This is a genomic window from Streptomyces sp. NPDC051243, assembly GCF_044455405.1.
In the GTDB taxonomy this organism is placed as follows: domain Bacteria; phylum Actinomycetota; class Actinomycetes; order Streptomycetales; family Streptomycetaceae; genus Streptomyces.
Map to the genome: position 1 here is coordinate 588,149 of NZ_JBITES010000004.1, position 25,177 is coordinate 613,325.

21 protein-coding genes and 1 tRNA gene are annotated in these 25,177 nt (G+C 70.9%); 9 read left to right on the plus strand and 13 right to left on the minus strand.

All coding sequences use genetic code 11. From position 1 onward, the window contains the following. Positions 1 to 50 precede the first annotated feature (50 nt). A complete protein-coding gene (locus tag ACIBAG_RS13275; protein ID WP_399104282.1) occupies positions 51 to 1,982 on the minus strand; it encodes an NAD-binding protein in 1,932 nt (643 codons plus the stop codon). Between the two features lie 190 nt (positions 1,983 to 2,172). Here ACIBAG_RS13275 and ACIBAG_RS13280 point away from each other — a divergent pair, with 190 nt between their 5' ends. From ACIBAG_RS13280 to ACIBAG_RS13295, 4 genes are all read left to right on the plus strand, one after another. Next, positions 2,173 to 3,195, plus strand: a complete 1,023-nt coding sequence (locus tag ACIBAG_RS13280; protein WP_399104284.1) for a permease — start codon at positions 2,173 to 2,175, stop codon at positions 3,193 to 3,195. After that, on the plus strand, positions 3,192 to 3,992 hold the full coding sequence (locus ACIBAG_RS13285) for a TIGR03943 family putative permease subunit (protein ID WP_399104286.1): 801 nt from the start codon (positions 3,192 to 3,194) through the stop codon (positions 3,990 to 3,992). Before ACIBAG_RS13280 ends, ACIBAG_RS13285 begins: the two co-directional genes overlap by 4 nt. Positions 3,993 to 4,209: 217 nt before the next feature. After that, positions 4,210 to 5,448 carry an amidohydrolase family protein gene (locus ACIBAG_RS13290; RefSeq protein WP_399104288.1) on the plus strand — a complete coding sequence of 413 codons (1,239 nt, stop codon included), beginning with the start codon at positions 4,210 to 4,212 and terminating at the stop codon, positions 5,446 to 5,448. A 101-nt stretch (positions 5,449 to 5,549) separates the two neighbouring features. Further along, positions 5,550 to 5,738, plus strand: coding sequence for a ferredoxin (locus tag ACIBAG_RS13295; RefSeq protein ID WP_031482691.1), 189 nt, complete (start codon positions 5,550 to 5,552; stop codon positions 5,736 to 5,738). Between the two features lie 175 nt (positions 5,739 to 5,913). On the opposite strand, the gene ACIBAG_RS13300 is transcribed toward ACIBAG_RS13295, so the two are convergent. From ACIBAG_RS13300 to ACIBAG_RS13335, 8 genes are all read right to left on the minus strand, one after another. Further along, positions 5,914 to 6,690 (minus strand): glycosyltransferase family 2 protein, encoded by a 777-nt coding sequence (locus ACIBAG_RS13300; protein ID WP_399104290.1) that lies wholly within the window; start codon positions 6,688 to 6,690, stop codon positions 5,914 to 5,916. 413 nt (positions 6,691 to 7,103) lie between these two features. Beyond that, positions 7,104 to 11,330, minus strand: a complete 4,227-nt coding sequence (locus ACIBAG_RS13305) for an AAA family ATPase (protein ID WP_399104292.1) — start codon at positions 11,328 to 11,330, stop codon at positions 7,104 to 7,106. A 594-nt stretch (positions 11,331 to 11,924) separates the two neighbouring features. After that, positions 11,925 to 12,107, minus strand: coding sequence for a hypothetical protein (locus ACIBAG_RS13310; RefSeq protein ID WP_399104294.1), 183 nt, complete (start codon positions 12,105 to 12,107; stop codon positions 11,925 to 11,927). 77 nt (positions 12,108 to 12,184) lie between these two features. Beyond that, complete coding sequence (locus ACIBAG_RS13315; protein ID WP_399104296.1) at positions 12,185 to 12,982, minus strand: GAF domain-containing protein; 798 nt, start codon at positions 12,980 to 12,982, stop codon at positions 12,185 to 12,187. 267 nt (positions 12,983 to 13,249) lie between these two features. Beyond that, positions 13,250 to 13,588, minus strand: a complete 339-nt coding sequence (locus ACIBAG_RS13320; RefSeq protein ID WP_399104298.1) for a YciI family protein — start codon at positions 13,586 to 13,588, stop codon at positions 13,250 to 13,252. A gap of 322 nt (positions 13,589 to 13,910) precedes the next feature. Continuing rightward, positions 13,911 to 13,984 (minus strand) — tRNA-Pro (locus tag ACIBAG_RS13325). A 33-nt stretch (positions 13,985 to 14,017) separates the two neighbouring features. Next, a complete protein-coding gene (locus tag ACIBAG_RS13330) occupies positions 14,018 to 14,827 on the minus strand; it encodes a Pr6Pr family membrane protein (protein ID WP_399104300.1) in 810 nt (269 codons plus the stop codon). Positions 14,828 to 15,013: 186 nt separating this feature from the next. Further along, on the minus strand, positions 15,014 to 15,940 hold the full coding sequence (locus ACIBAG_RS13335) for a metallophosphoesterase (RefSeq protein WP_399104302.1): 927 nt from the start codon (positions 15,938 to 15,940) through the stop codon (positions 15,014 to 15,016). Positions 15,941 to 16,071: 131 nt separating this feature from the next. Here ACIBAG_RS13335 and ACIBAG_RS13340 point away from each other — a divergent pair, with 131 nt between their 5' ends. Continuing rightward, a complete protein-coding gene (locus tag ACIBAG_RS13340; RefSeq protein WP_399104304.1) occupies positions 16,072 to 16,536 on the plus strand; it encodes a GatB/YqeY domain-containing protein in 465 nt (154 codons plus the stop codon). Between the two features lie 284 nt (positions 16,537 to 16,820). On the opposite strand, the gene ACIBAG_RS13345 is transcribed toward ACIBAG_RS13340, so the two are convergent. Continuing rightward, the gene (locus ACIBAG_RS13345) at positions 16,821 to 19,106 is read right to left on the minus strand and encodes a transglycosylase domain-containing protein (RefSeq protein ID WP_399104306.1); all 2,286 of its coding nucleotides are present in this window, start codon (positions 19,104 to 19,106) and stop codon (positions 16,821 to 16,823) included. Positions 19,107 to 19,663: 557 nt separating this feature from the next. On the opposite strand from ACIBAG_RS13345, the gene wblA reads away from it, so the two are divergent. Beyond that, positions 19,664 to 20,002 carry a transcriptional regulator WblA gene (gene wblA, locus ACIBAG_RS13350; protein ID WP_399104308.1) on the plus strand — a complete coding sequence of 113 codons (339 nt, stop codon included), beginning with the start codon at positions 19,664 to 19,666 and terminating at the stop codon, positions 20,000 to 20,002. 95 nt (positions 20,003 to 20,097) lie between these two features. Here wblA and ACIBAG_RS13355 read toward each other — a convergent pair whose 3' ends face one another. Together ACIBAG_RS13355 and ACIBAG_RS13360 are read right to left on the minus strand one after the other, a co-directional pair. Further along, entirely contained in the window at positions 20,098 to 21,513 is a 1,416-nt protein-coding gene (locus ACIBAG_RS13355) for an ArsA family ATPase (RefSeq protein ID WP_399104310.1), read from the minus strand. A gap of 85 nt (positions 21,514 to 21,598) precedes the next feature. After that, positions 21,599 to 22,573, minus strand: coding sequence for an ArsA family ATPase (locus ACIBAG_RS13360; protein ID WP_399104312.1), 975 nt, complete (start codon positions 22,571 to 22,573; stop codon positions 21,599 to 21,601). Between the two features lie 106 nt (positions 22,574 to 22,679). On the opposite strand from ACIBAG_RS13360, the gene ACIBAG_RS13365 reads away from it, so the two are divergent. The 3 genes from ACIBAG_RS13365 (at position 22,680) to ACIBAG_RS13375 (ending at position 24,275) form a co-directional block, all read left to right on the plus strand. Then, a complete protein-coding gene (locus ACIBAG_RS13365) occupies positions 22,680 to 22,841 on the plus strand; it encodes a DUF4177 domain-containing protein (RefSeq protein WP_003975360.1) in 162 nt (53 codons plus the stop codon). Further along, positions 22,838 to 23,305 carry a RidA family protein gene (locus tag ACIBAG_RS13370; protein WP_399104314.1) on the plus strand — a complete coding sequence of 156 codons (468 nt, stop codon included), beginning with the start codon at positions 22,838 to 22,840 and terminating at the stop codon, positions 23,303 to 23,305. Before ACIBAG_RS13365 ends, ACIBAG_RS13370 begins: the two co-directional genes overlap by 4 nt. Positions 23,306 to 23,447: 142 nt before the next feature. Next, positions 23,448 to 24,275 carry a nucleotidyltransferase domain-containing protein gene (locus ACIBAG_RS13375; RefSeq protein ID WP_399104316.1) on the plus strand — a complete coding sequence of 276 codons (828 nt, stop codon included), beginning with the start codon at positions 23,448 to 23,450 and terminating at the stop codon, positions 24,273 to 24,275. 28 nt (positions 24,276 to 24,303) lie between these two features. Here ACIBAG_RS13375 and ACIBAG_RS13380 read toward each other — a convergent pair whose 3' ends face one another. Then, a complete protein-coding gene (locus tag ACIBAG_RS13380; protein ID WP_399104318.1) occupies positions 24,304 to 25,134 on the minus strand; it encodes an MBL fold metallo-hydrolase in 831 nt (276 codons plus the stop codon). Positions 25,135 to 25,177 lie beyond the last annotated feature (43 nt).

Here is a 25,177-nt window from a genome sequence, read left to right on the forward strand (position 1 = left end):
GGGGGCGAAGAACCCCCCGGCGTCCCGCCCCGGGCGTCACACCCCCGGCGTCACGCCCCCGCCCGCTCCCGTGACCGCCTCCCCAGCAGCTCCGCCAGCCCCCGTCGCGTGGCGGCCAGCACCACCCGGTCGTCCTTCTGGAGCACGTAGGTGTCGGGCAGGTCCCACACCCACCCCGACGGATGGCCGCCCGCCCGGGAATCCTCGTACGCCTCCTCGACCGCCGGTTCCTCCCGGCGTTCCTCGGGGCGTCCCTCCCGTGGGGTCCGGTCCAGGGCCAGTACCCGCCAGGCGCCCGCCCGGAAGGCCTCGCCGACGGTCTTGTCCTCAAGCTGTGGATGGCCCGCGACATCCACCTCCGCGAACAGCAGCACCCGCCGCTCGACGGGAATCGCCCCCAGGATCTGCCGCCCCATCATCGCCCCGGCGAACGCGGGCGCGGCCAGATGGGTCACGCTGCGGCTGCGGGTGGAGGCGTGGGGGTGCGCGGCGCGCAAGGTGCGGTAGACGGCGGTGGCGAAGTCGTCGTCGTACAGACGCAGGACGACCCGCAGATCGGGCCGTACGGACCGGGCATACAGTGCGGCCTCGAGGTTCGTCGTGTCCGCGCTGGTCACCGCGAGAAGCGCGTCCGCCCGGTGGATCTTGGCCGCCTCCAGGACGCCTTCCTGGGTGACGTCCCCGAGCACCACCGGCACCCGCAGCCGACGTGCCGTCGCGAGCCCGCGTGCCTCGGGGTCGGCCTCGACGCACACCACGGGGATGTGCAGTTCCCGCAGCCGGGTCAGCACCCGGGTACCGATCTTGCCGAGGCCGAGCAGCACCACATGCCCGCCCAGCCCACGCGGCGGTTTGCGCAGGGCGGACGCGGTGCGGAACGTGCCCAGCGCCTCCAGCACCGCCGCCAGGAGCACCGGAAGCAGCAGCAGTCCCATCAGCCCGGACAGGAGCTGGAGGATCTGGCGGGCCAGGGACTGGTGGAGCGCGGGTTCGTTGATGGCGAAGAGATCGAGGAGGGTCATGTACGTCGCGTAGAGGGGGTGTTCGCCGGTCACCACCGTCAGCGCCACGGCGAGCGCCGCCACACACCCCACCAGTCCGGCCAGCGACCACCTCAACCGCCGCGAGAACAGGGACCCGAACGACGGTACGACCCCTCTGCCGGACGGCAGGGACGGGCCCGCGTACGACACCTGCTCCAGGACGACCGTTCCCCGCCCCTCGGCCTCCCGCACCGCCGCCGCGTCCGGCAGCAGCAGCGGACCGTGCTCCCCGTTGCCCTCCGAACCGGCCGCTCCGGCCGGGTCGTTGCTGGACAGCACGGCCAGGGTGGCCAGCCCGGAAGGCGGCGCCTGACCGGGACGCAGCGGCGGGCGCTCCACGGCGCGCAGCAGCAGGCCGTCCGTCTGTACGACCTTGGTGGTGCCGGCGACGGCGGTGGCGGCCAGCGCGGGGGCGGCCGTATCGGCGTCGGAGAGGACGGTTGTCGAGGCGTCCAGCCCCGCGTCACCCACGCCGGTCGCCAACGCGGCCGCCTGGTCGAGGAGTTCCTCGATGTGCTGGCCCAACCGGCGGTTGTACAGGCGCAGGACGAGCCGGAGGCGGGGGTTGAGGCGGCGGGCGGTGAGGGCGGCGCGGATGTTGGTCTCGTCGTCGTCATAGACGAGGGCGAGCGCGGCGGCCCGTTCCACGCCCGCCTCGGCGAGCTTCTCCTCGGTCGCCTCGGCGGCCTCCACCACCCGGATGCTCCCGGCCGGCTCACTGCCGCCGGTGCCGCCGCCGGTCCCGCTGACCGTCCGGTTGACGGCCGCGTTCATCATCCGGTCGATGAACGCCGCCGACACCGCCCGGGCCCGGCCCACGACCGGCGTCCGTACCGTCCGCTCGGATGGCGGCACGACGAGCGTGACCTGTTCGCCGTACACACCGCGCAACTCGTCGGCCAGCCGATGCGCCAGCCCGTCGTCGCCGCACACCACCATCTGCGCGGCGGTGTCATTCCCTAAGCCCTGGAATCCCTGATTCGGAACGCTCCCCACGAGGGAAAAGACTGCCTCAATGTGACGGGTGGTTCCAGAAGCGGTCCCTCGCACCTGAACGACCGCGCCCCGCCGGCCGTATGAGAGGGGAGGGAAACCAGCGCCCTTCCGCACCACCGGAGGTACCTCGCCCGTGGCGATCAGCAAAGCGGCCCCGCAGGGGACCGACGACCACAGGGAGCAGCAGGCGAGGCCGCAGGAGGAGGGCCGGCACCTCAACTCCCCCCTCCTCCTCACCATGCTGATGGTCGTGCTGGTGCTCCTTCAGAGCCCGATCCGCCGCGCGCTCTCCGCCCCGGTCATGCAGAGCTGGACGACGGTGTTCGTCGCGGTGATGGTGCAGGCACTGCCCTTCCTGGTGCTCGGCGTGCTGCTCTCGGCGGCGATCGCGGTGTTCGTGCCGCCGTCCTTCTTCGCCCGGGCGCTGCCGAGCCGCCCCGCCCTCGCCGTACCGGTCGCTTCGGCGGCGGGCGCGGTGCTGCCCGGCTGCGAGTGCGCGTCCGTGCCGGTGGCGGGGGCACTGGTGAGGCGGGGCGTCACCCCGGCCGCGGCGCTCGCCTTCCTGCTCTCCGCCCCGGCGATCAACCCGATCGTGCTGACGGCGACGGCCGTCGCCTTTCCCGGCGATCCGGAGATGGTTCTCGCCCGGCTGGTCGCGAGCCTCCTGGTGGCCTGCGCGATGGGCTGGCTGTGGCTGCGCCTGGGCCGTACCGACTGGCTGAAGCCACCGACCCGCCCCTCCCACGACGGCCACACCAAGGGCGAGGCCTTCTGGGGCTCGGTCCGGCACGACGTGATGCACGCGGGCGGCTTCCTGGTGGTCGGCGCGATGGCGGCGGCGACCCTCAAGGCGGTGGCCCCGGAGAGCTGGCTGCGGGCCGCCGCCGACAACCCCGTGCTGTCGGTCCTCGTCCTCGCGGTCCTGGCCGTGCTGCTGTCGATCTGCTCGGAGGCGGACGCGTTCGTGGCGGCGTCGCTGTCGCAGTTTTCGCTCACGGCCCGGCTCACGTTCCTGGTCGTGGGCCCGATGATCGACCTGAAGCTCTTCGCGATGCAGGCGGGAACCTTCGGCCGCGCCTTCGCCCTGCGCTTCGCACCGGCCACGTTCGCGCTGGCCGTGGGGGTGTCGGTGCTGACCGGTTGGGTGATCCTGTGAACCGCCAGGCGCAGTCCGCCGTCCTGTTCCTGCTCGGCGCGTCCCTGCTGCACGCGGGCACGACCGACCTCTATCTGCGGTACGTCAAGCAGGGCCTGCGTCCGCTGGTGCTGGTGGCCGGCGCGGTGCTGATCGCGGCGGCGGTGGCGACGGTGTGGTACGAGCTGAAGCGGGCGCGAAGCCGGAAGCAGGCCCACGTCTCCCGGGCCGACGACGGCCACCATGAGCCCCGCGAGGGCGACGAGGCCCAGCGTCACTATCGACACCGTGAGGACGAAGAGACCCACCACCACGAACCCCGCGTCTCCTGGCTCCTGGTCCTCCCCCTCTTCGCCCTGATCCTGGTCGCCCCGCCCGCCCTCGGCTCCTACAGCGCGACCCGCACCGGTACGGCCCTCCAGGAACCCCTCGCCTACCCCGCCCTCCCGGCCGCCGACCCCCTGCCCCTCAGCGTGGTCGACTACGCGGGCCGCGCCGTCTACGACCACGGCCGCACCCTGCGCGACCGCCGGATCAGGCTCACCGGCTTCCTGGCCCTGGACCCCGACGGCACCCCCTACCTCGTCCGTATGGCCCTCAACTGCTGCGCCGCCGACGGCCGGCCGGTCAAGGTGGCCCTGACCGGCCAGGTCCCACCGGTCCTCCAGCCCGACACCTGGCTCCAGATCACCGGCACCTACACCCCACGCCGCGCCGAGGACCCGGTCAACGGCGGCCCGATCCCGTACATCCAGGTCACGGAGGCGAAGCCGGTGAAGGCGCCGAAGGATCCGTACGACGAGAGCTGGAACGGCTGACCCGGCCCTCGGCCGAGCCCTTGGCCCGCCGGGCCGAACCCATGGCACCCGGGCCGAACCCATGGCACCCGGGCCGAACCCATGGCACCCGGGCCGGAACCCATGGCCCCATGGCCCCATGGCCCCCGGGCCGGAACCCTTGGCGGGACTCCCGATACGGCACTACCCTGACCCTAAATCTGATGGACCGTCAGATAAGGCGCTTCGGGAGGTAAGCGTGGCCAGTACCGAGAGCGGCACGAAGGACCTGCCCAGGGCCGTCGGCAAGGACCTGCCCAAGGTCATCAGCGTCGACGACCATGTGATCGAGCCCGCGCACCTCTTCGAGACCTGGCTCCCGGCCAAGTACCGGGACCGGGGCCCGAAGCCGCTGACCGCCGGGATCGGTGAACTCGAGTACGTCGGCGGGAAGTACCGCTTCACCACGGACCCCGACGGCCAGATCACCGACTGGTGGGAGTACGAGGGCGACCTCTTCCCGTACAAGCGCATCATCGCGGCCGTCGGCTTCTCCCGGGACGAGATGACGCTCGACGGCATCACGCGCGAGCAGATGCGGCGCGGCTGCTGGGACCCGAAGGCCCGGCTGGCGGACATGGACATCAACCACGTCGAGGCCTCGCTCTGCTTCCCGACCTTCCCGCGCTTCTGCGGTCAGACCTTCGCCGAGGCCAAGGACAAGGAGGTCGGGCTGGCCTGTGTGCGCGCCTACAACGACTGGATGGTCGAGGAGTGGTGCGGCGACAGCGGCGGCCGGCTGATCCCGCTGTGCCTCATCCCGCTGTGGGACATCGACCTCGCCGTCGCGGAGATCCACCGGAACGCGGCGCGGGGCGTACGCGCGGTGACCTTCAGTGAGATCCCCACCTACCTCGGACTGCCGTCCATCCACTCCGGCTACTGGGACCCGTTCTTCGCGGCCTGCGAGGAGACCGGCACGGTCGTCAACATGCACATCGGCAGCAGCTCGCAGATGCCGGCCGCGTCCCCCGACGCCCCGCCCGCCGTCCAGGCGTCCCTCAGCTTCAACAACGCCATGGCGTCGATGATGGACTTCCTCTTCTCCGGGGTCCTGGTGAAGTTCCCCCGGCTCAAACTCGCGTACAGCGAAGGTCAGATGGGCTGGATCCCGTACGCCCTGGAGCGCGCGGACGACGTCTGGGAGGAGCACCGGGCCTGGGGTGGCGTGAAGGACCTGATCCCGGAGCCGCCGTCGACGTACTACTACCGCCAGATCTTCTGCTGCTTCTTCCGCGACAAGCACGGCATCGAGGCGATCGAGACGGTCGGCGTCGACAACGCGACCTTCGAGACGGACTACCCGCACGTCGACTCGACCTGGCCGGAGACCAGGCGGGTCGCCGAGGAGCACGTCGGCGGGCTCTCCGACGAGGTCGCCTACAAGCTGCTGCGCGGAAACGCGATCCGGATGCTTGAACTCCCCTTTGACCAGTAGGGCTTGGCGCGCGGGTCGCGAGGGCCAAGAGGATTAGGAGGGTTCGGCGGCTGGGCAGTCCAGTCATGAAAGCCCGGCCACGGTCCACGACGGGAGCGCGGATGAAGGTCTCCATCGATCCGAACCTCTGTTACGGCTCTGCCGAGTGCGTCCACCGCGCCCCCTCGGTCTTCGAGTTCGTGGACGAGTACGGCGTCGTGCGACCGGGACGGGAGGACAGCGGCGCCGACCCGCGGGTGCGGGAGGCCGTCGAGAAGTGCCCGTCCCAGGCCATCTCCCTCACGGAATAGCAGGCGGATCGCCGAACAGCGGGCGGGTCACCGGACGGTGGGTCACCGGACGGTGGGTGGGTCACCGGACGGCTGGTGGATGGCCGAGTGGTGGGCCGGGTGGCGGGCTGATCGCCGGGTGGTGGGCCGGGTGGCGGGGCTGATCACCGAGTGGCGGGCCGGATGGCGGGGCCGATCACCGACTGGCCGGCGGGCAGCGCCAGCCGAACGAGCCCAGTGCCCGTGCCCTGGCCTCCACCACTGCCATGCGAGCCGCCCGCTCCTCCCGGTCGACGTGCGCCCGCTGACCCGTCATCTGGCCCTCCCACTTGCGGTAGAGCAGCCCCACCTCCGCCGAGAACCAGCCCCGGCTCACGGAGCCGAGCGCGAGCAGCAGGCCGGTGTCCTCCGAGGCCGGCAGCGCCATCCAGCCGCCGAGGCCGAGCAGCAGGTCGCGGCGTACGCAGAGGGTCGCGGGGTGGACCTGGGCGCGGAAGTCGTGCGCCTTCCAGAAGTCGAGCACGGCGCCGCGCTCGATCGGCCCGTCGTCGGGGTCGTCGGGGAAACCGGCCGTCGAGCCGTCCGGCAGGAGGTCCAGGACGCGGGAGGTCGTCCAGCCGACCGAGCCGTCGGCTTCCAGGACGTCCACGTCACGGGCCAGCGCCCCCGGCGTGAGCTGGTCGTCGGCGTCCAGGATCTTCACGTACTCGCCCTCGGCGTGCGCGAGCGCGATGGTGCGGGCCACTCCGGGGCCACCGGGGCGGCCCTGACGGAAGGTCACGCGCGCGTCGTCGGGGACGTACGGGCGGACCTCGTCAGTCCTCCCGTCCTCCTGGATCACCCAGTGCCACTCCCAGCCCGCCGGCAACTCCTGCGCGTCGAGCGACTTGTGGGCCTCCGGCAGGAAGGCCGCCGAAGGGCCGTGCACAGCGGTGACGACGATGACGCGCTTTGTGGGGGAGTCCTGTGGCACGCGGTCAGCGTACGGCTCACCGGCAGGACCCGCCGGGTCGGGGAGGCGCCGCCCCCGGGAGCCGGGGACATGCGAAGGCCCGACCGCTGGCGACGGGGGATGCACCAGCGATCGGGCTGTCCCCAACAGTAACAAGGCTGCCTCTCCGACGGGAGTCGACTGATCGGCTACATGGAGGGGTTGTGACCGGGATCACGGAAACCGCTGTCCGGCGATCCCTCGTCATGCCACATGCGTCCCCACCCCATCACTGAGCGCATGGACGCGCGGATGGCAGGCCCATGACCCGCGCATGAGTCGCGCCCGGATTCACGCCCGGATTCGCTCACGCCCGGATTCACGCCCGGATTCGCGCACGGATTCCCGCCCGGATTCGCTCACGCCCGGATTCACGCACGGACTCACGGTCGGACCTAGTTCGCGCACGGCGGCTCGTACGACAACCGAGGCAGATACTCGTCCCACTTCTCCCGCGTCAGCACGCCCCGCGTGGTCGAGCAGACGCGGCGGATCGCCTGGTCCACGTCCAGGTTCCACAGCCGTACGGTGTCGGTGCCGCTGGAGACGCCGAGCATGTGGCTCGTCGGGCTGAACGACAGGAAGTTGCCCGTCTTGGCGTTGGGGCTCATGGCCTGGCCGATGGGCGAGACGTCGGACGGGTCGGCGACGTTCCACAGCCGGACCGTGTTGTCGTCGCCACCGCTGGCCAGGGTGCGGCCGTCCTCGCTGAACGTCAGAGACACGACCGCCTCGGTGTGGCCGGTGAGGGGCGGGCCCTGGGTGGTCGCCGTGCGGGGGTCGGTGACGTCCCAGAGCCGTACGGTGTCGTCGTCGCCGCCGCTGGCGAGGGCGCTGCCGTCCGGGCTGTACAGCAGCGTGTTGACGGGGCCCGCATGGCCCGTGAGGGGCTTGCCGAGGCGGGTGACGTGCCGCGGGTCGGACACGTTCCACAGCCGCAGGGTGTTGTCCGCGCTGCCGCTGGCGAGCACGGAGCCGTCGGGGCTGAAGACGAGGGCGTTGACGTAGCCCTTGTGCCCGGTCAGCGGGGTGCCGAGCGGAACGGGGCGGGACGGGTCGTGGACGTCCCACAGCTGGATGGTGCGGTCCTCGTAGGCGGTCGCCAGGGTGCGGCCGTCGGGGCTGTAGGCCAGTGAGTCGGCGCCGGCGAACCGGGTGCGCAGGGTGAGGGGCGACCCGGCCAGAGCCGGGTGGGCCGGGTCGGTGACATTCCACAGGTACAGCGCGTGGTGTCCGGTCCGTACGGCGAGGGTGCGGCCGTCCGGGGAGAACGCCATCGAACGCTGGTAGCCGTCAGCGGGCATGAACGGTTTGCTCAGGGGCACGGGCCGGCCGGGAGCCGACACGTTCCACAGCCGGACCCTGCCGTCGCGCGCGGCGGTGGCGAGGAGCTTCCCGTCCGGGCGGAACGCACCGCTGCGGCCGGTCATGTCCAGCGTGGGCACCGACCACAGGCGGGCCTTGCTGTCACCGCTGCCGGTGGCGAGGGTGCGGCCGTCGGGGCTGAACCCCAGGGCGAACATCTCGCCGCTGGCGCCCGCGATCGGTTCGCCGACCTGCGAGGGCGACGCCGGATCGGAGACGTTCCACAGGCTCGCGGTGCTGTCCGCGCTGGCCGCGGCGAGCCGGCCGCCGTCGGGGCTGAAGGCCACGGACCAGACGGGGCCGGTGTGCCCGGTCAGCGGTGAGCCGATCGGTGCCGCGTGCGCCGGATCGGAGACGTTCCACAGCCGGATCGTGTCGTCCGAGCTGCCGCTGGCGAGAGTTCGGCCGTCGGGGCTGAAGGCCACGGAGTGCACGAGGTCCGTGTGCCCGGTCAGTGCCTTGCCGACCGGCTCCGGGCGACGGGGATCGGCCGTCCTCCACAGCCGGATCGTGTCGTCGTCGCCGCCCGCCGCCAGCGTGCGCCCGTCGGGGCTGAACGCCACCGACCGCACGGCGGCGGTGTGCCCGGTGAGCGCGCCGAGCGCCTTCGGCCGGGCCGGGAGGGCCACGTTCCACCGGCGTACGGTGCTGTCGTCGCCGGCGGAGGCCAGGGTACGGCCGTCCGGACTGAACGCGACCAGGTAGATCGTGCCCTTGTGGCCGGTCAGGGGCGCCCCGAGGCGCGACGGGTGCGCGGGGTCGCTCACGTCCCACAGCCGGATCGTGCCGTCGTCGCCGGCGCTCGCCAGGGTGCGGCCGTCGGGGCTGAAGACGGCGCTGCTCACCCAGCTGGTATGGCCGGTGAGGGGGCGGCCCAGCGGCTCCGGCCGGGTGCGGTCGCGCACGTCCCACAGGCGTACGGTGCGGTCGTAGCTGGCGGTGGCCAGGAGACGGCCGTCCGGGCTGAACGTGGTGAGGTAGACGGCGCCGGTGTGGCCGAGGAGCGGGGTGGCCAAGGGCGCGTTGACGATCGAGACCAGCCGGTTGTTCGCGCCCTCGTCGTCCGGACGCAGCCGGTGGGCGACGAGGGCGAGCTGGGCGGACAGCGACGGATCGGTGTCCTGGACGCGGTCGGCCTCCGCCAGCACCTGCGCGAACACGGCGTCGTCCCGCTGCTGCCAGGCGACCACCGCCGCACCGACGGCCACCATGGCCAGCGCGACCAGTGCCGCGACCGCGCTCCGCATGATCCACACGGTGCGCCGCCGCAGCCGTACCGAGGCGGCCAGGAACTCCACCGCACTACGGGTGAGGAAGGTGTCCCCGGCGGACCGCGCCCACCCATGGGCCTGTTCCAGCCGCGACCCCCGGTACAGCAGGGACGTGTCCCTGTCGGACTCCTCCCAGGCCCGGCCGTCCTCCTCCAGCCGCTGGCGCAGCAGATTGCCCTGCCGGTCGTCGTCGATCCAGTCCCGCAGCCGCGGCCAGGCATGGAGCAGCGCCTCGTGCGTGATCTCCACGGTCTCCGCGTCCAGCGTCACCAGCCGGGCCCGCACCAGCGCCTCGAGCGACTCCTCCGTCTTGCCCGGATCCGTCGACTCCGCCGCCAGCTGCCGCCGGGTGCCGCGCCGCCGGGTCGCCTGGGTGTCCTCGCCGAGCCGGACCAGCCGGAGCAGCAGCAGCCGGGCGGCGGTGCGCGCGGCGGGATCGAGGCCGGACCAGGCACGCTCGGCGGTCGCGGCCACGGCCCCCTGGATCCCACCGGCCGCCCGATACCCGGCCAGCGTCAGCCGCCCCGCCTTGCGCCGCTGCCAGGTGGCGAGCAGCGCGTGCGACAGCAGCGGCAGCACCCCCGCGTCGTGGGCGCCGCGCGGCCCGTCCGCACTCACCTCCCGCACGATCAGCTCCGCCAGCCCCGGCTCCAGCTCCAGCCCCACGGCCTTGGCCGGCCCGGTCACGGCCTCCCGCAACTCCGAGGTGGTGAGCGGCCCGAGCACCATGTGCCGGTGCTGCAGCGCGTCGGCCAGCTCGGGGTGGGCCAGGCACTGCTCGTAGAAGTCGGCGCGGATGCCGAGGACGACGAGCACGGGGGCGGGGTCCTCCGCCGTGGTGGACGTGCAGGCGGCGTGGAGGACCTGGACGAAGGTGCGGCGGTCCGCTTCGTCGGCGCAGAGGGTGAAGGTCTCCTCGAACTGGTCGACGATGAGGACGGGCCGAGCGCCCGAGGACGCCTCGCGCCGCGCCCAGGCACGGAGGGCGTCCCGGGTGGCCAGGGCCAGATCGGCGCCGGTCCGGGCGTCACTGTGTCCGCGCACGGGCGGGCCGTCCCGACGCGGTCCATGAACTTCGCCGCCGCCCTCGCGGCCGTCCGGGCCCGAGTACGGCCGACTGCCGGCCTCGCGGGTGTCCGGGCTCGGGGACGACCGGCCGTCTGCCTCGCGGCTGTCCGGTCCGGAGGACGACCGGCCGTCGACCTCCCGCCCCGCCGGGTCACCGGGGCCGAGGGCGTGCGCCGACAACTCGGAGGAAGGCTCCGCCGAGGGGCGGACGACGTCCGCGAGTTCGGGTATACGACGGGACAGCTCGGCGAGCGGATCGCTGCCGGGCACGAACTGCACGACGGTGCCGGTCGGACCGTTCCCCTCGCTCTCACCCGCACCACTCAGGGCGCCGTTCTGGACGGCGGTCACCAGACCGGCGTTCAGCAGGGAGGACTTCCCGGCCCCCGAGGCGCCGACGAGCATGACCAGACCGCCACCGGACTCCTCCACGGTGCGAAGCTGGGCGACCAGGGCGTCGGTACTCCGCTCCCGGCCGAAGAACCACCGGGCGTCCTCCCGCCGGTAGGAGGCCAGCCCGCGGTACGGACACACCCCACCGGACATCGCGGGTGCCTCGGCCGGAGGTTGCTCCTCCTCTTCCCCGGAGGTCGCCCGCTCCCACAGCCGCTGCCACTGAGCCAGGTCGTAGAGTCCCGCGGACACCGGGGTGGGCCGCGCGCGCCGGGCCTGCGGGATCAGGACATGCAGTACGGCCACCAGCGCGGCGAACTGCGCGGGCACGTTCTTCGCACGCCGCCAGTCACTGATCCGCTGAGCGGACACCCGTACGGGCCGCCCCCGCTCATCGACCCGCTGCAGTCGTACGACCGCCTCGGCCACGCTCTTGAGCGGAGGGTTGCCGGCCTCCTTGTACAGCAGCGCGAGCCGTTCCGCGAAGGCCGTGCGCGCCCCGGGGTCGGAACTCAAAGCCTCCACTCCTTCACTTCAGCCGTACCTGATCATCCGGACCGGAAAACTCACTTTATACGGCTGACCTGCGGTAACAGCGGCCTCCGGAGACCGGAACCTCCTTTCGGGCACGCTCGACTGGCAGGATCACGACGCAAATGCGCAGCTCTCGCGCGCCGCTCGGACAGGCCACCGGCCAAGAGCTCGGAGAGACCACTCATGGCGCCGCAGGTTCTCGGTCACCTTCCGGACCGGCCCGACTCACACGGACTCGACCCACACGGACTCGACTCACACCGACTCGACGCACAACGGCTTGATCGACGCGGGCTCGATCGACGTGAGCTCACCTCACCCCGGCTCGCCTCAGACCCGCTCGATCCGCACTGACCCGCTCCCCGGACGCCACGGGCCGGGTCACTCCGCGGATCGACACCACGCCGCCGTCCGGCACCGGTCCCCGCGAGGGGAGGGACCGGTGCCGGACGACGCGGTTCCCGGCAAGGGCATGGGGACTCTGCGGCCCTACTACCGGATTGCTGAGGAGACGTTCGTCATCGCGCGCGCCCTGGGACCCCTCGCGTATCGCGCTGTGGGCCTCGGTGCGCCGTCAGCGGTCGCTTACGCGGTGTGCCGCTTCCACCTGATGACCTTGGCGACCAAGGCGAAGACCCGGCTCAGCAGTTCCTCACCCGGGCTGACGGCTGCGGACTGAACCACCTTGGAGAAGTACACATCGTTGGGCACGCGACCAGCCATCCAGGCGCGTCCCGACTCGATGATCTCGGCTTCGCGTTCAGGCATGATGTCCCCCCAGACCAATCCGCCAACTCCACAGCAGGTTAGGGCCGTTCGGCTGCCCATGGACCGTTTCGCTCATCTCAACTGTCCTTACCCTGACTTGGGGTAGCCTTACCGCCCTGCCTCCCGTCCGGTTGGCGTGGCACGCCGTTTTTATTGACATGAACGCCGTTACCCATCGCGTGGGCGGTGCCCAGCAGATGTGTCAGGGCTCGCACGTAGGACTCTCGAACGTGCTTTTTCGTGAGCCGTTTGGCTTCCGGAGCGTCGATTACCAGGACGCCCTGTGGTTCGTTACCTGCGTATACCGGAGCGATGATGGCCGAACGATATGAGTCGCCCAGGTTGAAGCTCAGATTCCCATCGGTGTTCATGGTGTCTTTTACGTACACGATCTCCTTGCCGTTCATTGCATTTACCAGGCCCTCCTCCTGCATCCTTTCGAGTTGCCGGGGTGGAGTATCGCGGTTGTGGTAGGTCGCCAGGCGAAGACGCCTTCTGGTCTCCACGGTGAAGAAGGCCGCACGCGCCTTGGAGCCGGCGTGCTGAGCAGCGCAGGTGGTGAGCCGATCTTGGATTCGCGCCAGTCGGCCGGTCCTTTCCTCGGGGCGGGTGACAAGGGAGCCCATCTCGTCAGCCACCGCGGAGATGACCGCTTCGTTCTTGATCACTGCGTTTCGGCGTTCGCGCTTCCTGCTGATGCGGGCGAACCAAGGGGCCGCGATCGCGGACATGACGCCAAGGGTGATGTATCCGACCTTTATTGCGCCTTTGGAACTCGGCACTTGAGTTCCGCAGAGAAACGTCAAGCCAGGCGAGATGATCGGGAGGAGCGCAAGTGCTATGGCTTGCAAAATAGCGAGCAGCTTTTTGAACATTACACCTTCTGCGGGATCTAGCCCTGAGCGCAATTAATGATCAATAGAGGCGTCGGGGTCTGTAGCGCGAAAGTGAGTGTGTCGCAAACTGCGATGCGACAAGGTCAATCATCGCAAAATTGGCGAAGCCCGGTTGGAGCGCGGAGGCTGGCTAGGGGCGCTCGCCGTCCCGCGCGCCCCCTTGTACCGCTCTGCGTGACTGACAGGGATCCGCGTGCGCCGGCATTCACCGCTCGGACCAACGCCAACGGTTCTGTGTGCAGTGGCTCAGCTCTCCGGGTCGTACATGATCTCGCGCACCTCCTGGGCGCACCGGCACGCCTCGGCGATCTTCGCAGCCCACATCAGCGCGTCCTCGCGCGAAGGGACCTCGATGATCGAGAAGCCGCCGACGACGGCTTTGGTCTCGGGGAACGGTCCGTCCGTGACCGTGCCGTCGGCGGCCACGATGCTCGCCCGCTGACGTTCCACGCCGGCGCCGAAGATCCAGACACCCGCGTCCTTGGCCTCCTGGACCACCCGGTGGGATGCCTCGCCGACCGCCGGGAAGTCCTCCTCGGGGAAGTCCATCGATCCGTCGTCGAACGAGATCAGGTACCGCGCCATCGCGTCCGCCTTCTCGGCCGGCGACCACCCGGCCGCCTCGTCGCTGCTCCCGGTCCGACGGACCGGGTGTCAGCTTCTCATCGGTCGTCCCGCCCCGCTGCGGTAAGAGGCCGGCCCGGAGACTTCGGCCGGGAGCTGCTTCCCGCGGGAGTGATCACGGCCCCCCTCAGGCTTCCGGGGCGTCGGGCAGTCTGTGGACCTGCCCGGTAGGCACGACGTTGGGACCATGATCTTGGAGCGCTGGTCACGGAGACAGCCACGCGGCAACACCAGAGGGCCCTCACCGATTCGGTGAGGGCCCTCTGGTGTTGCTATTCAGCTGTCGGGGTGGCGGGATTTGAACCCACGACCTCTTCGTCCCGAACGAAGCGCGCTGCCAAGCTGCGCTACACCCCGATGTCGCTGCTTGTCGCGGCGACGACGTTTACTTTAGCCCACTGGTGGCCGGAGACGAAATCCGGTTTTCGTGCGGTGATGGACGCGGCGGCGGATCGGGTTGGGGCGGGTGTGGTCGAGGGCCACGAGGACGATGGCCAGGGCGTAGATGGCGAGGCCCAGGAGCAGGGCGTTGCCGAGGACGCTCTTGTAGCCGTGCCGGGCCACGTCGAGGAAGGGGTAGAGGTAGCGGCCCGGGGTGCCGGGGGCAAGGAGTTCGCCTCGGACGAAGGTGAGCGCCAGGTAGGTGAGGGGGTAGAGCAGCCAGTTCGCTGCCCGTCGTAGACGCAACTGGCCGGGGGCCGTCAGGAGCAGCCAGTCCAGTACCGCCGCGATCGGCGTCGCCGTGTGCAGGATCTGGTTGGTGATCGTGTGCCAGCCCGTCGGCGGGGTGGCCTCGCCCATGAGGACGCCGGGGAGGGCGTAGGAGGTCGCACCGTTCGTCAGCAGCAGGTGGTAGACGAGGCCGGTGACCACGGCGTAGAGGAGCGTCGCGCCCGTCAGGGCCGGCGGCAGTGGGCGGCGGGCGGTCCAGGCGCGGCGGGCCGCGAGGGCGAAGACCGCGGCCAGCAGGATGTTGCTCTGGATCGCGAAGTGGCTCAAGGCGCGCAGGGGGCCGTCGGCGACCATCTCGGCGGTCACCGCCGCGGCGGCGGCCAGCGCGACCAGTAGGCGGTACACGGCGGCCAGAGGGCGGCGTGTGGGGGTCATCACCGCTGTGGCAGGGACGTGCGAGGGCAGCAGTACGGGGATGCCCGGTATCGCGGGGAGGTCCGGGATGTCCCTGGGTATCGGGGCGGTCATGCCCTCACGCTAAGCAGGAGGGATGAATCGGGCGATACGGGTAATCCGTGCGGGTTACCCGCAGAGCGCCAGGTACACCCCACTTCGTTACGCCGACCAGCCGACCAGCCGACCAGCCGACCAGCCGACCAGCCGACCAGCACCGCCCTCCCCAGCCGACCCGTACCGTGCCCTTACCGCGCCCCGCTACTCCCGCTCCACCAACGTCAGCAACGTCGCCTCCGGCGGGCAGGCGAAGCGGAACGGTGTGTAGCGGTTCGTGCCGCAGCCCGCGGAGACGTGGAGGTAGGCCGTACGGCCCTGCGCCGTGTGCGTGGACAGGCCCTTCACGCGGTCCGTGTCCAGGTCGCAGTTGGTGACCAGGGCGCCGTAGAAGGGGATGCAGACCTGTCCGCCGTGGGTGTGGCCGGCCAGGATCAGGGGGTAGTCGTCGGCCGTGTAGGAGTCCAGGACGCGCAGGTACGGCGCGTGCACCACGCCCATCGCGAAGTCGGCGGCGCCGGACGGACCGCCCGCCACCTGTGCGTAGCGGTCCCTCTTGATGTGCGGGTCGTCCAGGCCGGTGAGCTCCACCGACACACCCTCGACCTTCAGCGTCCCCCGGGTGTTCGTGAGGTTCAGCCAGCCCGCGGCGTCGAAGCCGTCGCGCAGGTCCTCCCAGGGGTTGTGGATCGCGCCGACGACGGGCGGGTTGCCGTTCAGGCCGTGCCGGCCCTGGACCTTCTCCAGCAGGTAGCGGGCGGGGTTGCGCGGCTTCGGGCCGTAGTAGTCGTTCGAGCCGAAGACGTACGCGCCGGGGAACTCCATCAGCGGTCCCAGCGCGTCCAGCGCCTCCGGCACGCCCTCGGGGTCGGAGAGGTTGTCGCCGGTGTTGATCACGAAGTCGGGGCGGAGGCCGGCCAGCGAGCGCAGCCAGCGCTGCTTCTTGCGCTGGCCGCTCACCATGTGGATGTCGGAGACCTGGAGCACCCGCAGCGGGCGCATGCCCGCGGGCAGGACGGGGATCGTCACCCGTCGCAGGCGGAAGGAACGGGCCTCGAAACCCGCCGAGTAGAGCAGTCCGGCGGTGCCAACCGCCGCGATTCCCAGGGGAACTCCGTATCGCGCGCGCATACGACCATCGTGTCAGACCGGGAGAGCGCCCCGTGCTCGGCCGTCCCGGATCGCCTTCGATACGGCGTCCGCATGCAGGTCCCTTGAAATCAACGGGCGTTCCACCTCCCACACCTGCGACAATCGACCCCATGACCACGCTCAAGTCGAAGCTGCAGGAAGACCTCAACGCCGCGATCAAGGAGCGCGACGAGCTCCGCTCCTCGACGCTCCGGCTGACGCTCGCCGCGATCACCAAGGAGGAGGTCGCGGGCAAGGAGAAGCGCGAGCTCTCCGACGACGAGGTGCAGAAGGTGATCACCCGCGAGGCGAAGAAGCGCCGTGAGGCGGCCGAGGCCTTCGCGCAGGGTGGTCGGGCCGAGCAGGCCGAGCGGGAGAAGGCGGAGGGCGAGGTCCTCGCCGCGTACCTGCCGAAGCAGCTCAGCGACGACGAGCTGAACAAGATCGTCGCCCAGGCCGTCGAGGAGGCCAAGGCGGCCGGTGCCGAGGGGCCCCGTGCCATGGGCGCCGTCATGAAGATCGTCAACCCGAAGGTGGCCGGGCAGGCGGAGGGCGGCCGGGTCGCCGCGGCGGTGAAGAAGCTGCTCGTCGGCTGAGACGGCCGCCGGAGTTCGGTTCCATGAGAGTGGGGGGGGGGGGGGGGGGGGGGGGGGCCCGCGGGGCGGGGGGGCGCCGCCCCCCCGCCGCGCCCCCCCGCGCCCCCGCCCCCGCCCACACCCCCCCACCCGAGCGCGCCGGCCCCCCCGCCGGGCCCGCGGCCGGGCGGGGGGGGGGGGGGGGGGCGGCGGGGGGGGGGGGGGCCCCCCCCCCCCCCCCCCCCCCACTCTCATGCGATCAGCCGCTTCACGAGATCAGCCGTTTGACGCGATCAGCCTCTCAGTCACGGCCCCCCGTTGCCGTTCCCGTTGCTCTGGCCCTGCCACCAGCCCTCCGGGATCGAGAAGGTCGGGGTGGGGAAGGCGCCGCCGTCCGTTCCGCCGTTGTTGCCGCCGCCGACCAGGCCGCCGATGAGGTTGTCACCGTTGTCCCCGTCGTTGCCGCCGTTGCCGTTCCCGTTGTCGTCGCCCTCGTCGTCCTCGTCGCCCCGGTCGGGGTCGCCCCTCGGGATGTCGACGAGGTTGAAGTTCTCGACGGACTTGCCCGCGAGGGCGCCGGTCATGGCGTCCTTCCAGATCGGGCCGGGGACCTCACCACCGAAGACCAGCGGGTGGTACTCGCCGCCGATGGTGATGTTGCGCATCTTGACCTCCTGGGTGGCACTGCCGACCCAGACGGCACCGGAGAGGTTGGGCGTGTAGCCGACGAACCAGGCGTTGCGTCGCTCGTCCGTCGTACCGGTCTTGCCGGCGCTCTCGCGATCGCCGAGACCGGCCTGCCGACCCGTACCGGAGTCGACCACACCGCGCAGCAGGGTGTTGATGGTGTCCGCGGTCTTCTCGGACATCGCCCGCGAGCACGTCGACTTCGGCACCTCCAGCGACTTCTGCTGCCCGCCCACCTTCTGCGTGATCGACTCGATGGCGATCGGCGTGCAGTACATGCCGCGTGCCGCGAAGGCGGCGTACGCGCTCGCCATGGTGAGCGGCGAGATACCGGTCGAGCCGAGCGTCATCGACGACGGCACCTCGGGGATGTTCTTGCCGTTGCCCTGGCGCACGTGGAGCTTGTCGGTCATGTTGACGACCGGGCACATGCCGATGTCCTCGATCATCTGCACGAAGTACGTGTTGACCGACTTGGCCATGGCCTCCTCGAGCCGGTAGGGACCGACCTCGGACTCGTTCTCGTTCTCCAGCTTGTAGTCGCCGTCGTTGACCCAGGGCTTCTCGCAGCCCCGCACCGTCTGCGGGTACGGCATCTGGTACGGAGCGGCGTACTCCTGCGTCGGGGGCCGCCCCTCCTCCAGCGCGGCCGCCGCCACGAACGGCTTGAACGTCGAACCGGTCGGGAAGCCGAAGTTGGAGCCGCCGTACGCCGCGTCCACCGAGTAGTTGAGCTCGGTCTCGTTCTTGCCGGAGCCGTACGGCTTCGACTGGCCCATGCCGAGGATCTTGCCGGTGCCGGGCTCGACCAGCGTGGTCGCGGCCTCGACCTTGTCGGTCTGGTAGACGTGGTCCTTGAGCGAGTCCTGGACCGACTCCTGGGCCTGCGGGTCGAGGGTCGTCGTGACGGTCAGTCCGCCCTGGTTCCAGATCTTGGCGCGGGCCTCGCGGTCCTTGCCGAAGACCGGGTCGCCGAGGATGACCTTCTCGACGTACTTGCAGAAGAAACTGGCGCCCTTGACCGCGGTGATGCAGCCGTTCTTGGGCTTGCTGACCTTCAGGCCCAGGGGCGTCTTCTTGGCCTTGTCGGCGTCCGCCTGGGAGATGTCGCCGACGTCGGCCATGCGCTGCAGGACGATGTTGCGCCGCTTGACGGCCTCGGCCTCGTCGTTGATCGGGTCGTAGCGGCTGGGCGACTGGACGATGCCCGCGAGCAGCGCCGCTTCCTGGAGCTCGAGGTCCTTGGCGGACTTGGAGAAGTAGCGCTCGGCGGCGGCCTCGACGCCGTACGCCTGCTGGCCGAAGAACGTGATGTTCAGGTAGTTCTCGAGGATCTTCTTCTTGCCGAGCTCCTCCTCGACCTGGATCGCGTACTTCAGCTCCTTGATCTTGCGGCCGATGGTCTGCTGGGTGGCCTGCGCGACCTTCGTCGGGTCGTCGCCGGCCTCCTCGACGAAGACGTTCTTCACATACTGCTGCGTCAGCGTGGACGCGCCCTCGCTGACGCCGCCGCTCTGGGCGTTGCGGTTGAGGGCGCGCAGGACGCCCTTCAGGTCGACGGCGCCGTGCTGGTAGAAGCGGGAGTCCTCGATCGCGACGATCGCCTTCTGCATGTACGGCGAGATGTCCTTGAGGTCGACCACCGTGCGGTCACGCGAGTAGACCGTGGCGATCTTGCCGCCCTTGGCGTCCAGGATGGTGGTGCGCTGGCTCAGCGGCGGGGTCTTGAGGTTGGCCGGGAGTTCGTCGAAACTCTCCACCGAACCCTTGGCCGCGAGTCCCAGCGCGCCGACCGCGGGCAGCGCGATACCCGCCAGCACGGCTCCCGCGAGCACACTGACACCGAGGAACTTGGCCGCCTGCTGCGTTGCCGACAGGCCACCGCCCGAACGCTTCTTTGGCATGAGCGAAGCCTAAACCGTAGACATGAGCGAACCGACGGCCGACCGGTGCGAGAGCACGGCCCGGTGAGTGATGTCGGCCATGGTGCGCCGATATGCCGTGAGACGGTGCGGTGAGACGGTGCGCGGTGGCGTAGGCCATGGCACGGCAAAGTCGGCCGTCTGCCTTCGGATTCGCCGGACAGGCGCGCAGGCCTTGGCCTAAGCTGCTCTCAACTGTCACAGCAGTACGGCCACGTATCAATACGTCCGGCGACCCCGAATCGTTCCGGAGGTTCCCCACATTTTTGGTGGGCGCGTGTCCGAATCCGCCTTGTGTGTCATCCGGCGTCCGTTGTGACTCAACTGAACTGTCCCGGTTTGCCGGGAAGGTCACGCATGTCGCCAGCTCACTCCCCCGGGTGATCTGCCGCTTACGCATAGTCCGTTCGGGCCATTCAAGATTGGGCCCGAAGGGGGTGTTGCGCTGTGCCCACCTTCCGTAACGTCCTCAACTGGCGGCGGTGAATATGCCGCTGCCGCCGTGGGGGAGCCTCGATTCGGGAGAGGACGGCGCCGGTATGGGCTGGGTAACCGACTGGAGTGCGCAGGCGGCCTGCCGCACTACCGATCCGGATGAACTGTTCGTTCAGGGAGCAGCGCAGAACAGGGCCAAGGCGGTGTGCACCGGATGTCCGGTGCGCACGGAGTGCCTGGCCGACGCGCTCGACAACCGCGTCGAGTTCGGCGTGTGGGGAGGCATGACGGAGCGGGAGCGCCGCGCACTGCTGCGCAGGCGGCCGACCGTCACCTCGTGGCGCCGGCTGCTGGAGACGGCTCGTACGGAGTACGAGCGTGGGGTCGGCCTGGTGCCCCTCGACGACGACCAGGTGTACGAGAACTACGCGGCGGTGAGCTGAGGAGACCCACCCGGGTCTCCCCGCGCGGGCCTCCCCGCGCACAGGTCACACAGGGCACACAGGGTTTGCCCTCGGGCGGGCCCCAGAGGACTCCCTCAGGCCTCGACCGCGGTATCAGGCAGCTCCGGCCGATGTGCCGCGAGCCGGTTTCCGATGTCCCGCAGTCCCGCGAGGTCATGCACATCGCCGGGCAGCGCGGCCACTTCGGCCACCGCCACCTCGGGGTGGAGCGCGGTGAAGCGGTCACGCGTGCGCTGCTCGCGGGAGAGCAGCTGCATACGTTCGGAGTGCAGCCTCAACAGGCCTGCGGTGAGCTGGTCGACGGAACGCTCCACATGAGGGGCGACGGACTGCGGCTCGTTCGGGGCTGCGGTTCGCTCCGTGTCCGCGGTGTGCTCCATGTCTGCGGCGGTGGGGGAGCCTTCGTCAGGAGCCGGCACTTCGGAAGCGGACGACGGTGAACTGTCGTATGTGTCGGGGGAGTTACGAAGTCCAGCTTTCCCGCCCTCCTGATCCACAATGCGGGGCTCTTCAAGATTTTCCGCGGCGGCGAGCGCCCGCTCGGCAGACAGCCGGTCGGCGCCGCTGCCGTGGACCCGGTTGAGTACCAGACCGGCGAGCGGCATGTCCTCGGCGGCCAGCCGCTCCACGAAGTACGCGGCCTCCCGCAGCGCGTCCCGCTCCGGCGCCGCGACCACCAGGAACGCCGTCCCGGGCGCCTGGAGCAGCTTGTACGTGGCGTCCGCGCGCGTGCGGAACCCGCCGAACATCGAGTCCATCGCGGCCACGAACGTCTGGACGTCCTTCAGCAGTTGCCCGCCGAGCAGCTTGCCCAGCGCACCCGTCATCATCGACATGCCGACGTTCAGGAACTTCATCCCCGCGCGGCCGCCGACCTTCGCCGGGGCCAGCAGCACCCGGATCAGCTTGCCGTCCAGGAACGAGCCGAGCCGCTTGGGCGCGTCCAGGAAGTCCAACGCCGAGCGGGAGGGCGGCGTGTCGACGACGATGAGGTCCCACTCGTCCTTCGCCCGCAGCTGCCCCAGCTTCTCCATCGCCATGTACTCCTGCGTGCCCGCGAAGCCCGCCGAGAGCGACTGGTAGAAGGGGTTGCCCAGGATCGCGGCCGCCCGCTCGGGGTCCGCGTGCGCCTCGACGATCTCGTCGAAGGTGCGCTTCATGTCCAGCATCATCGCGTGCAGCTCGCCGTCGCCCTCGACGCCCTTCACCCGGCGCGGGGTGTTGTCGAGGGAGTCGATGCCCATGGACTGGGCGAGCCGGCGGGCCGGGTCGATCGTCAGCACGACGACCTTCCGGCCCCGCTCGGCGGCCCTCAGCCCGAGCGCCGCCGCGGTCGTGGTCTTGCCGACGCCGCCCGAGCCGCAGCACACCACGATGCGGGTCTTCGGGTCGTCGAGCAGCGGGTCGAGGTCGAGCACGCGCGTGGGGGACAGATGCGGGGGATGGTGGCGTACGGCGTCGTGCGCGTGGGCGGCTTCCGGACGGCTCATGACATCCCCTGCTTCCGACGTACCACGTACGGCTCCCGACGCCTGCGACGTACCGCGTGCGGCTCCCGACTCGTGAACGGACTCATCACAGGCCCTGTTCCCGCAGCTCGCCCGCGAGTTCGTACAGGCCCGCCAGATCCATGCCCTCGGCCAGCAGGGGCAACTCGTGCACCGGCAGCCCCAGCCCGTCGAGCACGCCCCGCTGCTCGTGCTCCAGCGCGTGCCGCTCGGCGTACTCGTCGGCCTGCGCCAGCAGCGGGTCCACCAGCCGCTCGGCGTTCCCGCCGCGCCGTGCCCCGCCGAGCCCGGCCGAGGACAGCGACTTGGCCACGGCGGCGCGCGGAACGCTGCGTACGAGTTCCAGGTCGGCCGCGTCCAACACCTCGGGCCGCACCATGTTCACGATGATCCGCCCCACCGGCAGCCGCGCCGCGCGCAGCTCGGCGATCCCGTCCGCGGTCTCCTGGACGGGCATCTCCTCCAGCAGCGTGACCAGGTGCACCGCCGTCTCCGCCGACTTCAGCACCCGCATCACCGCCTGCGCCTGATTGTGTATCGGCCCGATCCTGGCGAGCCCGGCGACCTCGTCGTTGACGTTCAGGAAGCGGGTGATGCGCCCCGTCGGAGGCGCGTCCATCACCACGTAGTCGTAGACGAACCCCCCGCTCTTGTCCTTGCGCCGCACGGCCTCGCACGCCTTGCCGGTCAGCAGGACGTCCCGCAGCCCCGGCGCGATGGTGGTGGCGAAGTCGATGGCGCCGAGCTTCTTCAGGGCCCGGCCGGCGCCGCCCATCTTGTAGAACATCTGGAGGTAGTCCAGAAGGGCCAGTTCGGGGTCGATGGCGAGGGCGTACACCTCCCCGCCCCCCGGAGCGACGGCGATCTTCCGCTCCTCATAAGGCAGCGCCTCTGTCTCGAAGAGCTGCGCGATGCCCTGCCTGCCCTCGACCTCGACGAGAAGCGTCCGCTTCCCCTCCGTCGCGAGGGCGAGCGCGAGCGCGGCGGCGACCGTGGTCTTTCCGGTCCCGCCCTTGCCGCTGACGACCTGGAGCCTGCTCACGCCTTCGAGCCTAACCAGTCGCCGCGCCGGCCACGCGGCAGCCTGTGGACAACCTGAGTCCGGTCGGCCGCATGGCCTGCGTCGGGCAGCGGATAAAGTCGGCCACATGACCAAGTGGGAATACGCAACCGTGCCGCTGCTCGTCCACGCCACGAAGCAGATTCTGGACACCTGGGGCGAGGACGGCTGGGAGCTCGTCCAGGTCGTGCCCGGGCCGAACAACCCCGAGCAGCTCGTCGCCTACCTGAAGCGGGAGAAGCAGGCGTGAGCGCGGTCGAGGCGAAGCTCGCCGAGCTCGGTCTGACGCTCCCGGAGGTCGTGCCTCCGCTCGCCGCCTACCAGCCGGCGGTCCAGTCTGGCGTGTACGTCTACACCGCCGGCCAGCTCCCCATGGTGGAGGGCAAGCTTCCGGTCACCGGCAAGGTGGGCGCGGAGGTCACCCCCGAGGAGGCCAAGGAACTGGCGCGTACCTGCGCGCTCAACGCCCTGGCCGCCGTCAAGTCCGTCGCGGGCGACCTGGACCGCATCGCGCGCGTGGTGAAGGTCGTGGGGTTCGTGGCGTCCGCCTCCGACTTCACCGGCCAGCCGGGCGTCATCAACGGCGCGAGCGAACTCCTGGCCGAGGTCCTCGGCGACAAGGGCGTCCACGCGCGCAGTGCGGTGGGCGTGGCCGTGCTTCCGCTGGACGCGCCGGTGGAGGTCGAGGTCCAGGTGGAGCTGACGGGGGCGTAGGCCTTCGGCGGTGGAGGCGGCGTAGGGCCGCCGTGCGTATGCCTGTCCGGGGATGACCCCGGATACCCCGGACAGGCTGAACATCGCTGTGCGGCGCCGAGAACGAGCCTTACCGGGCCGTCCGGCAGGGCACAGTGGCCCCATGGCCGAAACCGTCCCGCGCCGAGGACTCGACGCTCAGGGGTACCTCGCCCGCGAAGGCTCCCTCGGGCGCGTCCCGCACGTCTTCCGGCCGGTCGTCGCCGCCGCCCGGGACCGTCTGCTCGACGTCTTCGGGGCGCGGCTGCACAGCGCCTACCTCTACGGGTCGATTCCACGCGGCACCGCGCGCGTGGGGCGCAGCGACCTGGATCTGCTGGTCGCCCTGCGCGAGGAGCCGACCGAGGCCGACCGGGCGGACGCGCGCGTGCTCGACGAGGGCCTGGACAAGGAGTTCGCGCAGATCGACGGGGCCGGGACGCTGCTGTACGGCCGCGGGCGGCTGCTGAGCGACCTGGAGACCTACGACCTCGGGTGGTTCGTCGCCTGCCTCTGTACGCCGCTGCTCGGGGACGACCTCGCCGAGTACCTGCCGCGCTACCGGCCCGACCCGCTGCTCGCGCGGGAGACCAACGGCGATCTCGGCCTACTGCTGCCTCGATGGCGGGAGCGCATCGCCGGGGCAGGTGACAGCGACGAGGCCCGCCGGCCGCTGGTGCGGTTCATGTCCCGCCATCTCGTGCGGACGGGGTTCACGCTGGTCATGCCTCGGTGGGGCGGGTGGACCAGTGATCTCGGGGAGATGGCCGATGCGTTCGGGGCGTATTACCCCGCGCGGGCCGAGCAGATGCGGACGGCGGCCGGGCTCGGGTACGAGCCGACGGGCGACGCGGGTGTCCTCCGGTCGTACGTCGACGAGCTCGGGCCGTGGCTGGCGGAGGAGTACGCGCGCGTGCACAGCGTCAAAGCCCCGCGGCCCGTCTCCTGGTAACCCCGCGGCCCGCCTCCTGGGCCCTGCCCTAGATCAGGCCGTGCTCCTCCAGATAGTCCAGCTGCGCCCGCACCGACAGCTCGGCCGCCGGCCACAGGGAGCGGTCCACGTCCGCGTACACATGGGCGACGACCTCGGCCGGAGTGCTGTAGCCGTCCTCGACCGCCGTCTCGACCTGGGCGAGGCGGTGGGCTCGGTGGGCGAGGTAGAACTCGACGGCGCCCTGGGCGTCCTCCAGGACGGGGCCGTGCCCCGGCAGGACGGTGTGCACGCCGTCGTCGACCGTGAGGGACCTGAGCCGCCGCAGTGAGTCCAGGTAGTCGCCGAGGCGGCCGTCCGGGTGCGCCACGACCGTCGTGCCGCGCCCCAGGATGGTGTCGCCGGTCAGGACGGCACGGTCGGCCGGGAGGTGGAAGCAGAGCGAGTCGGCGGTGTGCCCGGGCGTCGGTACGACGCGCAGCTCCAGGCCGCCGACACGGACCACGTCACCCGCGCCGAGCCCTTCGTCGCCGAGCCGCAACGCAGGGTCGAGCGCACGCACGCGCGTGCCGGTCAGCTCGGCGAAGCGTGCGGCACCCTCGGCGTGGTCCGGGTGGCCGTGCGTGAGCAGGGTCAGGGCGATGCGCTTGCCGGACTTCTCGGCCATGGCGACGACGTTGCGCAGGTGACCCTCGTCCAGGGGGCCCGGGTCGACGACGACGGCCAGTTCGGAGTCCGGCTCCGCGAGGATCCAGGTGTTGGTGCCGTCCAGGGTCATCGCGGAGGGGTTGGGCGCGAGGACGTTGACGGCGCGGGAGGTGGCGGGTCCGGTGAGGACCCCGCCTCGCGGCTGGCCGGGGAGGGCTGCTGCGTCCGTCATAGGAGAGGGCCTTCCAGGGCTGTGGGCGTACCGGGGGTGGCCG

Excerpts from the sequence above, each read along its gene's own strand:
- ACIBAG_RS13355 (WP_399104310.1), bottom strand. The coding sequence starts at position 21,513 with ATGAGCCGTCCGGAAGCCGCCCACGCGCACGACGCCGTACGCCACCAT.
- ACIBAG_RS13335 (WP_399104302.1), bottom strand. The coding sequence starts at position 15,940 with ATGCGCGCGCGATACGGAGTTCCCCTGGGAATCGCGGCGGTTGGCACC.
- ACIBAG_RS13365 (WP_003975360.1), top strand. The coding sequence starts at position 22,680 with ATGACCAAGTGGGAATACGCAACCGTGCCGCTGCTCGTCCACGCCACG.
- ACIBAG_RS13315 (WP_399104296.1), bottom strand. The coding sequence starts at position 12,982 with ATGTTCAAAAAGCTGCTCGCTATTTTGCAAGCCATAGCACTTGCGCTC.
- ACIBAG_RS13295 (WP_031482691.1), top strand. The coding sequence starts at position 5,550 with ATGAAGGTCTCCATCGATCCGAACCTCTGTTACGGCTCTGCCGAGTGC.
- ACIBAG_RS13275 (WP_399104282.1), bottom strand. The coding sequence starts at position 1,982 with ATGGTGGTGTGCGGCGACGACGGGCTGGCGCATCGGCTGGCCGACGAG.
- ACIBAG_RS13330 (WP_399104300.1), bottom strand. The coding sequence starts at position 14,827 with ATGACCGCCCCGATACCCAGGGACATCCCGGACCTCCCCGCGATACCG.
- ACIBAG_RS13320 (WP_399104298.1), bottom strand. The coding sequence starts at position 13,588 with ATGGCGCGGTACCTGATCTCGTTCGACGACGGATCGATGGACTTCCCC.
- ACIBAG_RS13375 (WP_399104316.1), top strand. The coding sequence starts at position 23,448 with ATGGCCGAAACCGTCCCGCGCCGAGGACTCGACGCTCAGGGGTACCTC.
- ACIBAG_RS13340 (WP_399104304.1), top strand. The coding sequence starts at position 16,072 with ATGACCACGCTCAAGTCGAAGCTGCAGGAAGACCTCAACGCCGCGATC.
- wblA (WP_399104308.1), top strand. The coding sequence starts at position 19,664 with ATGGGCTGGGTAACCGACTGGAGTGCGCAGGCGGCCTGCCGCACTACC.
- ACIBAG_RS13380 (WP_399104318.1), bottom strand. The coding sequence starts at position 25,134 with ATGACGGACGCAGCAGCCCTCCCCGGCCAGCCGCGAGGCGGGGTCCTC.
- ACIBAG_RS13345 (WP_399104306.1), bottom strand. The coding sequence starts at position 19,106 with ATGCCAAAGAAGCGTTCGGGCGGTGGCCTGTCGGCAACGCAGCAGGCG.
- ACIBAG_RS13310 (WP_399104294.1), bottom strand. The coding sequence starts at position 12,107 with ATGCCTGAACGCGAAGCCGAGATCATCGAGTCGGGACGCGCCTGGATG.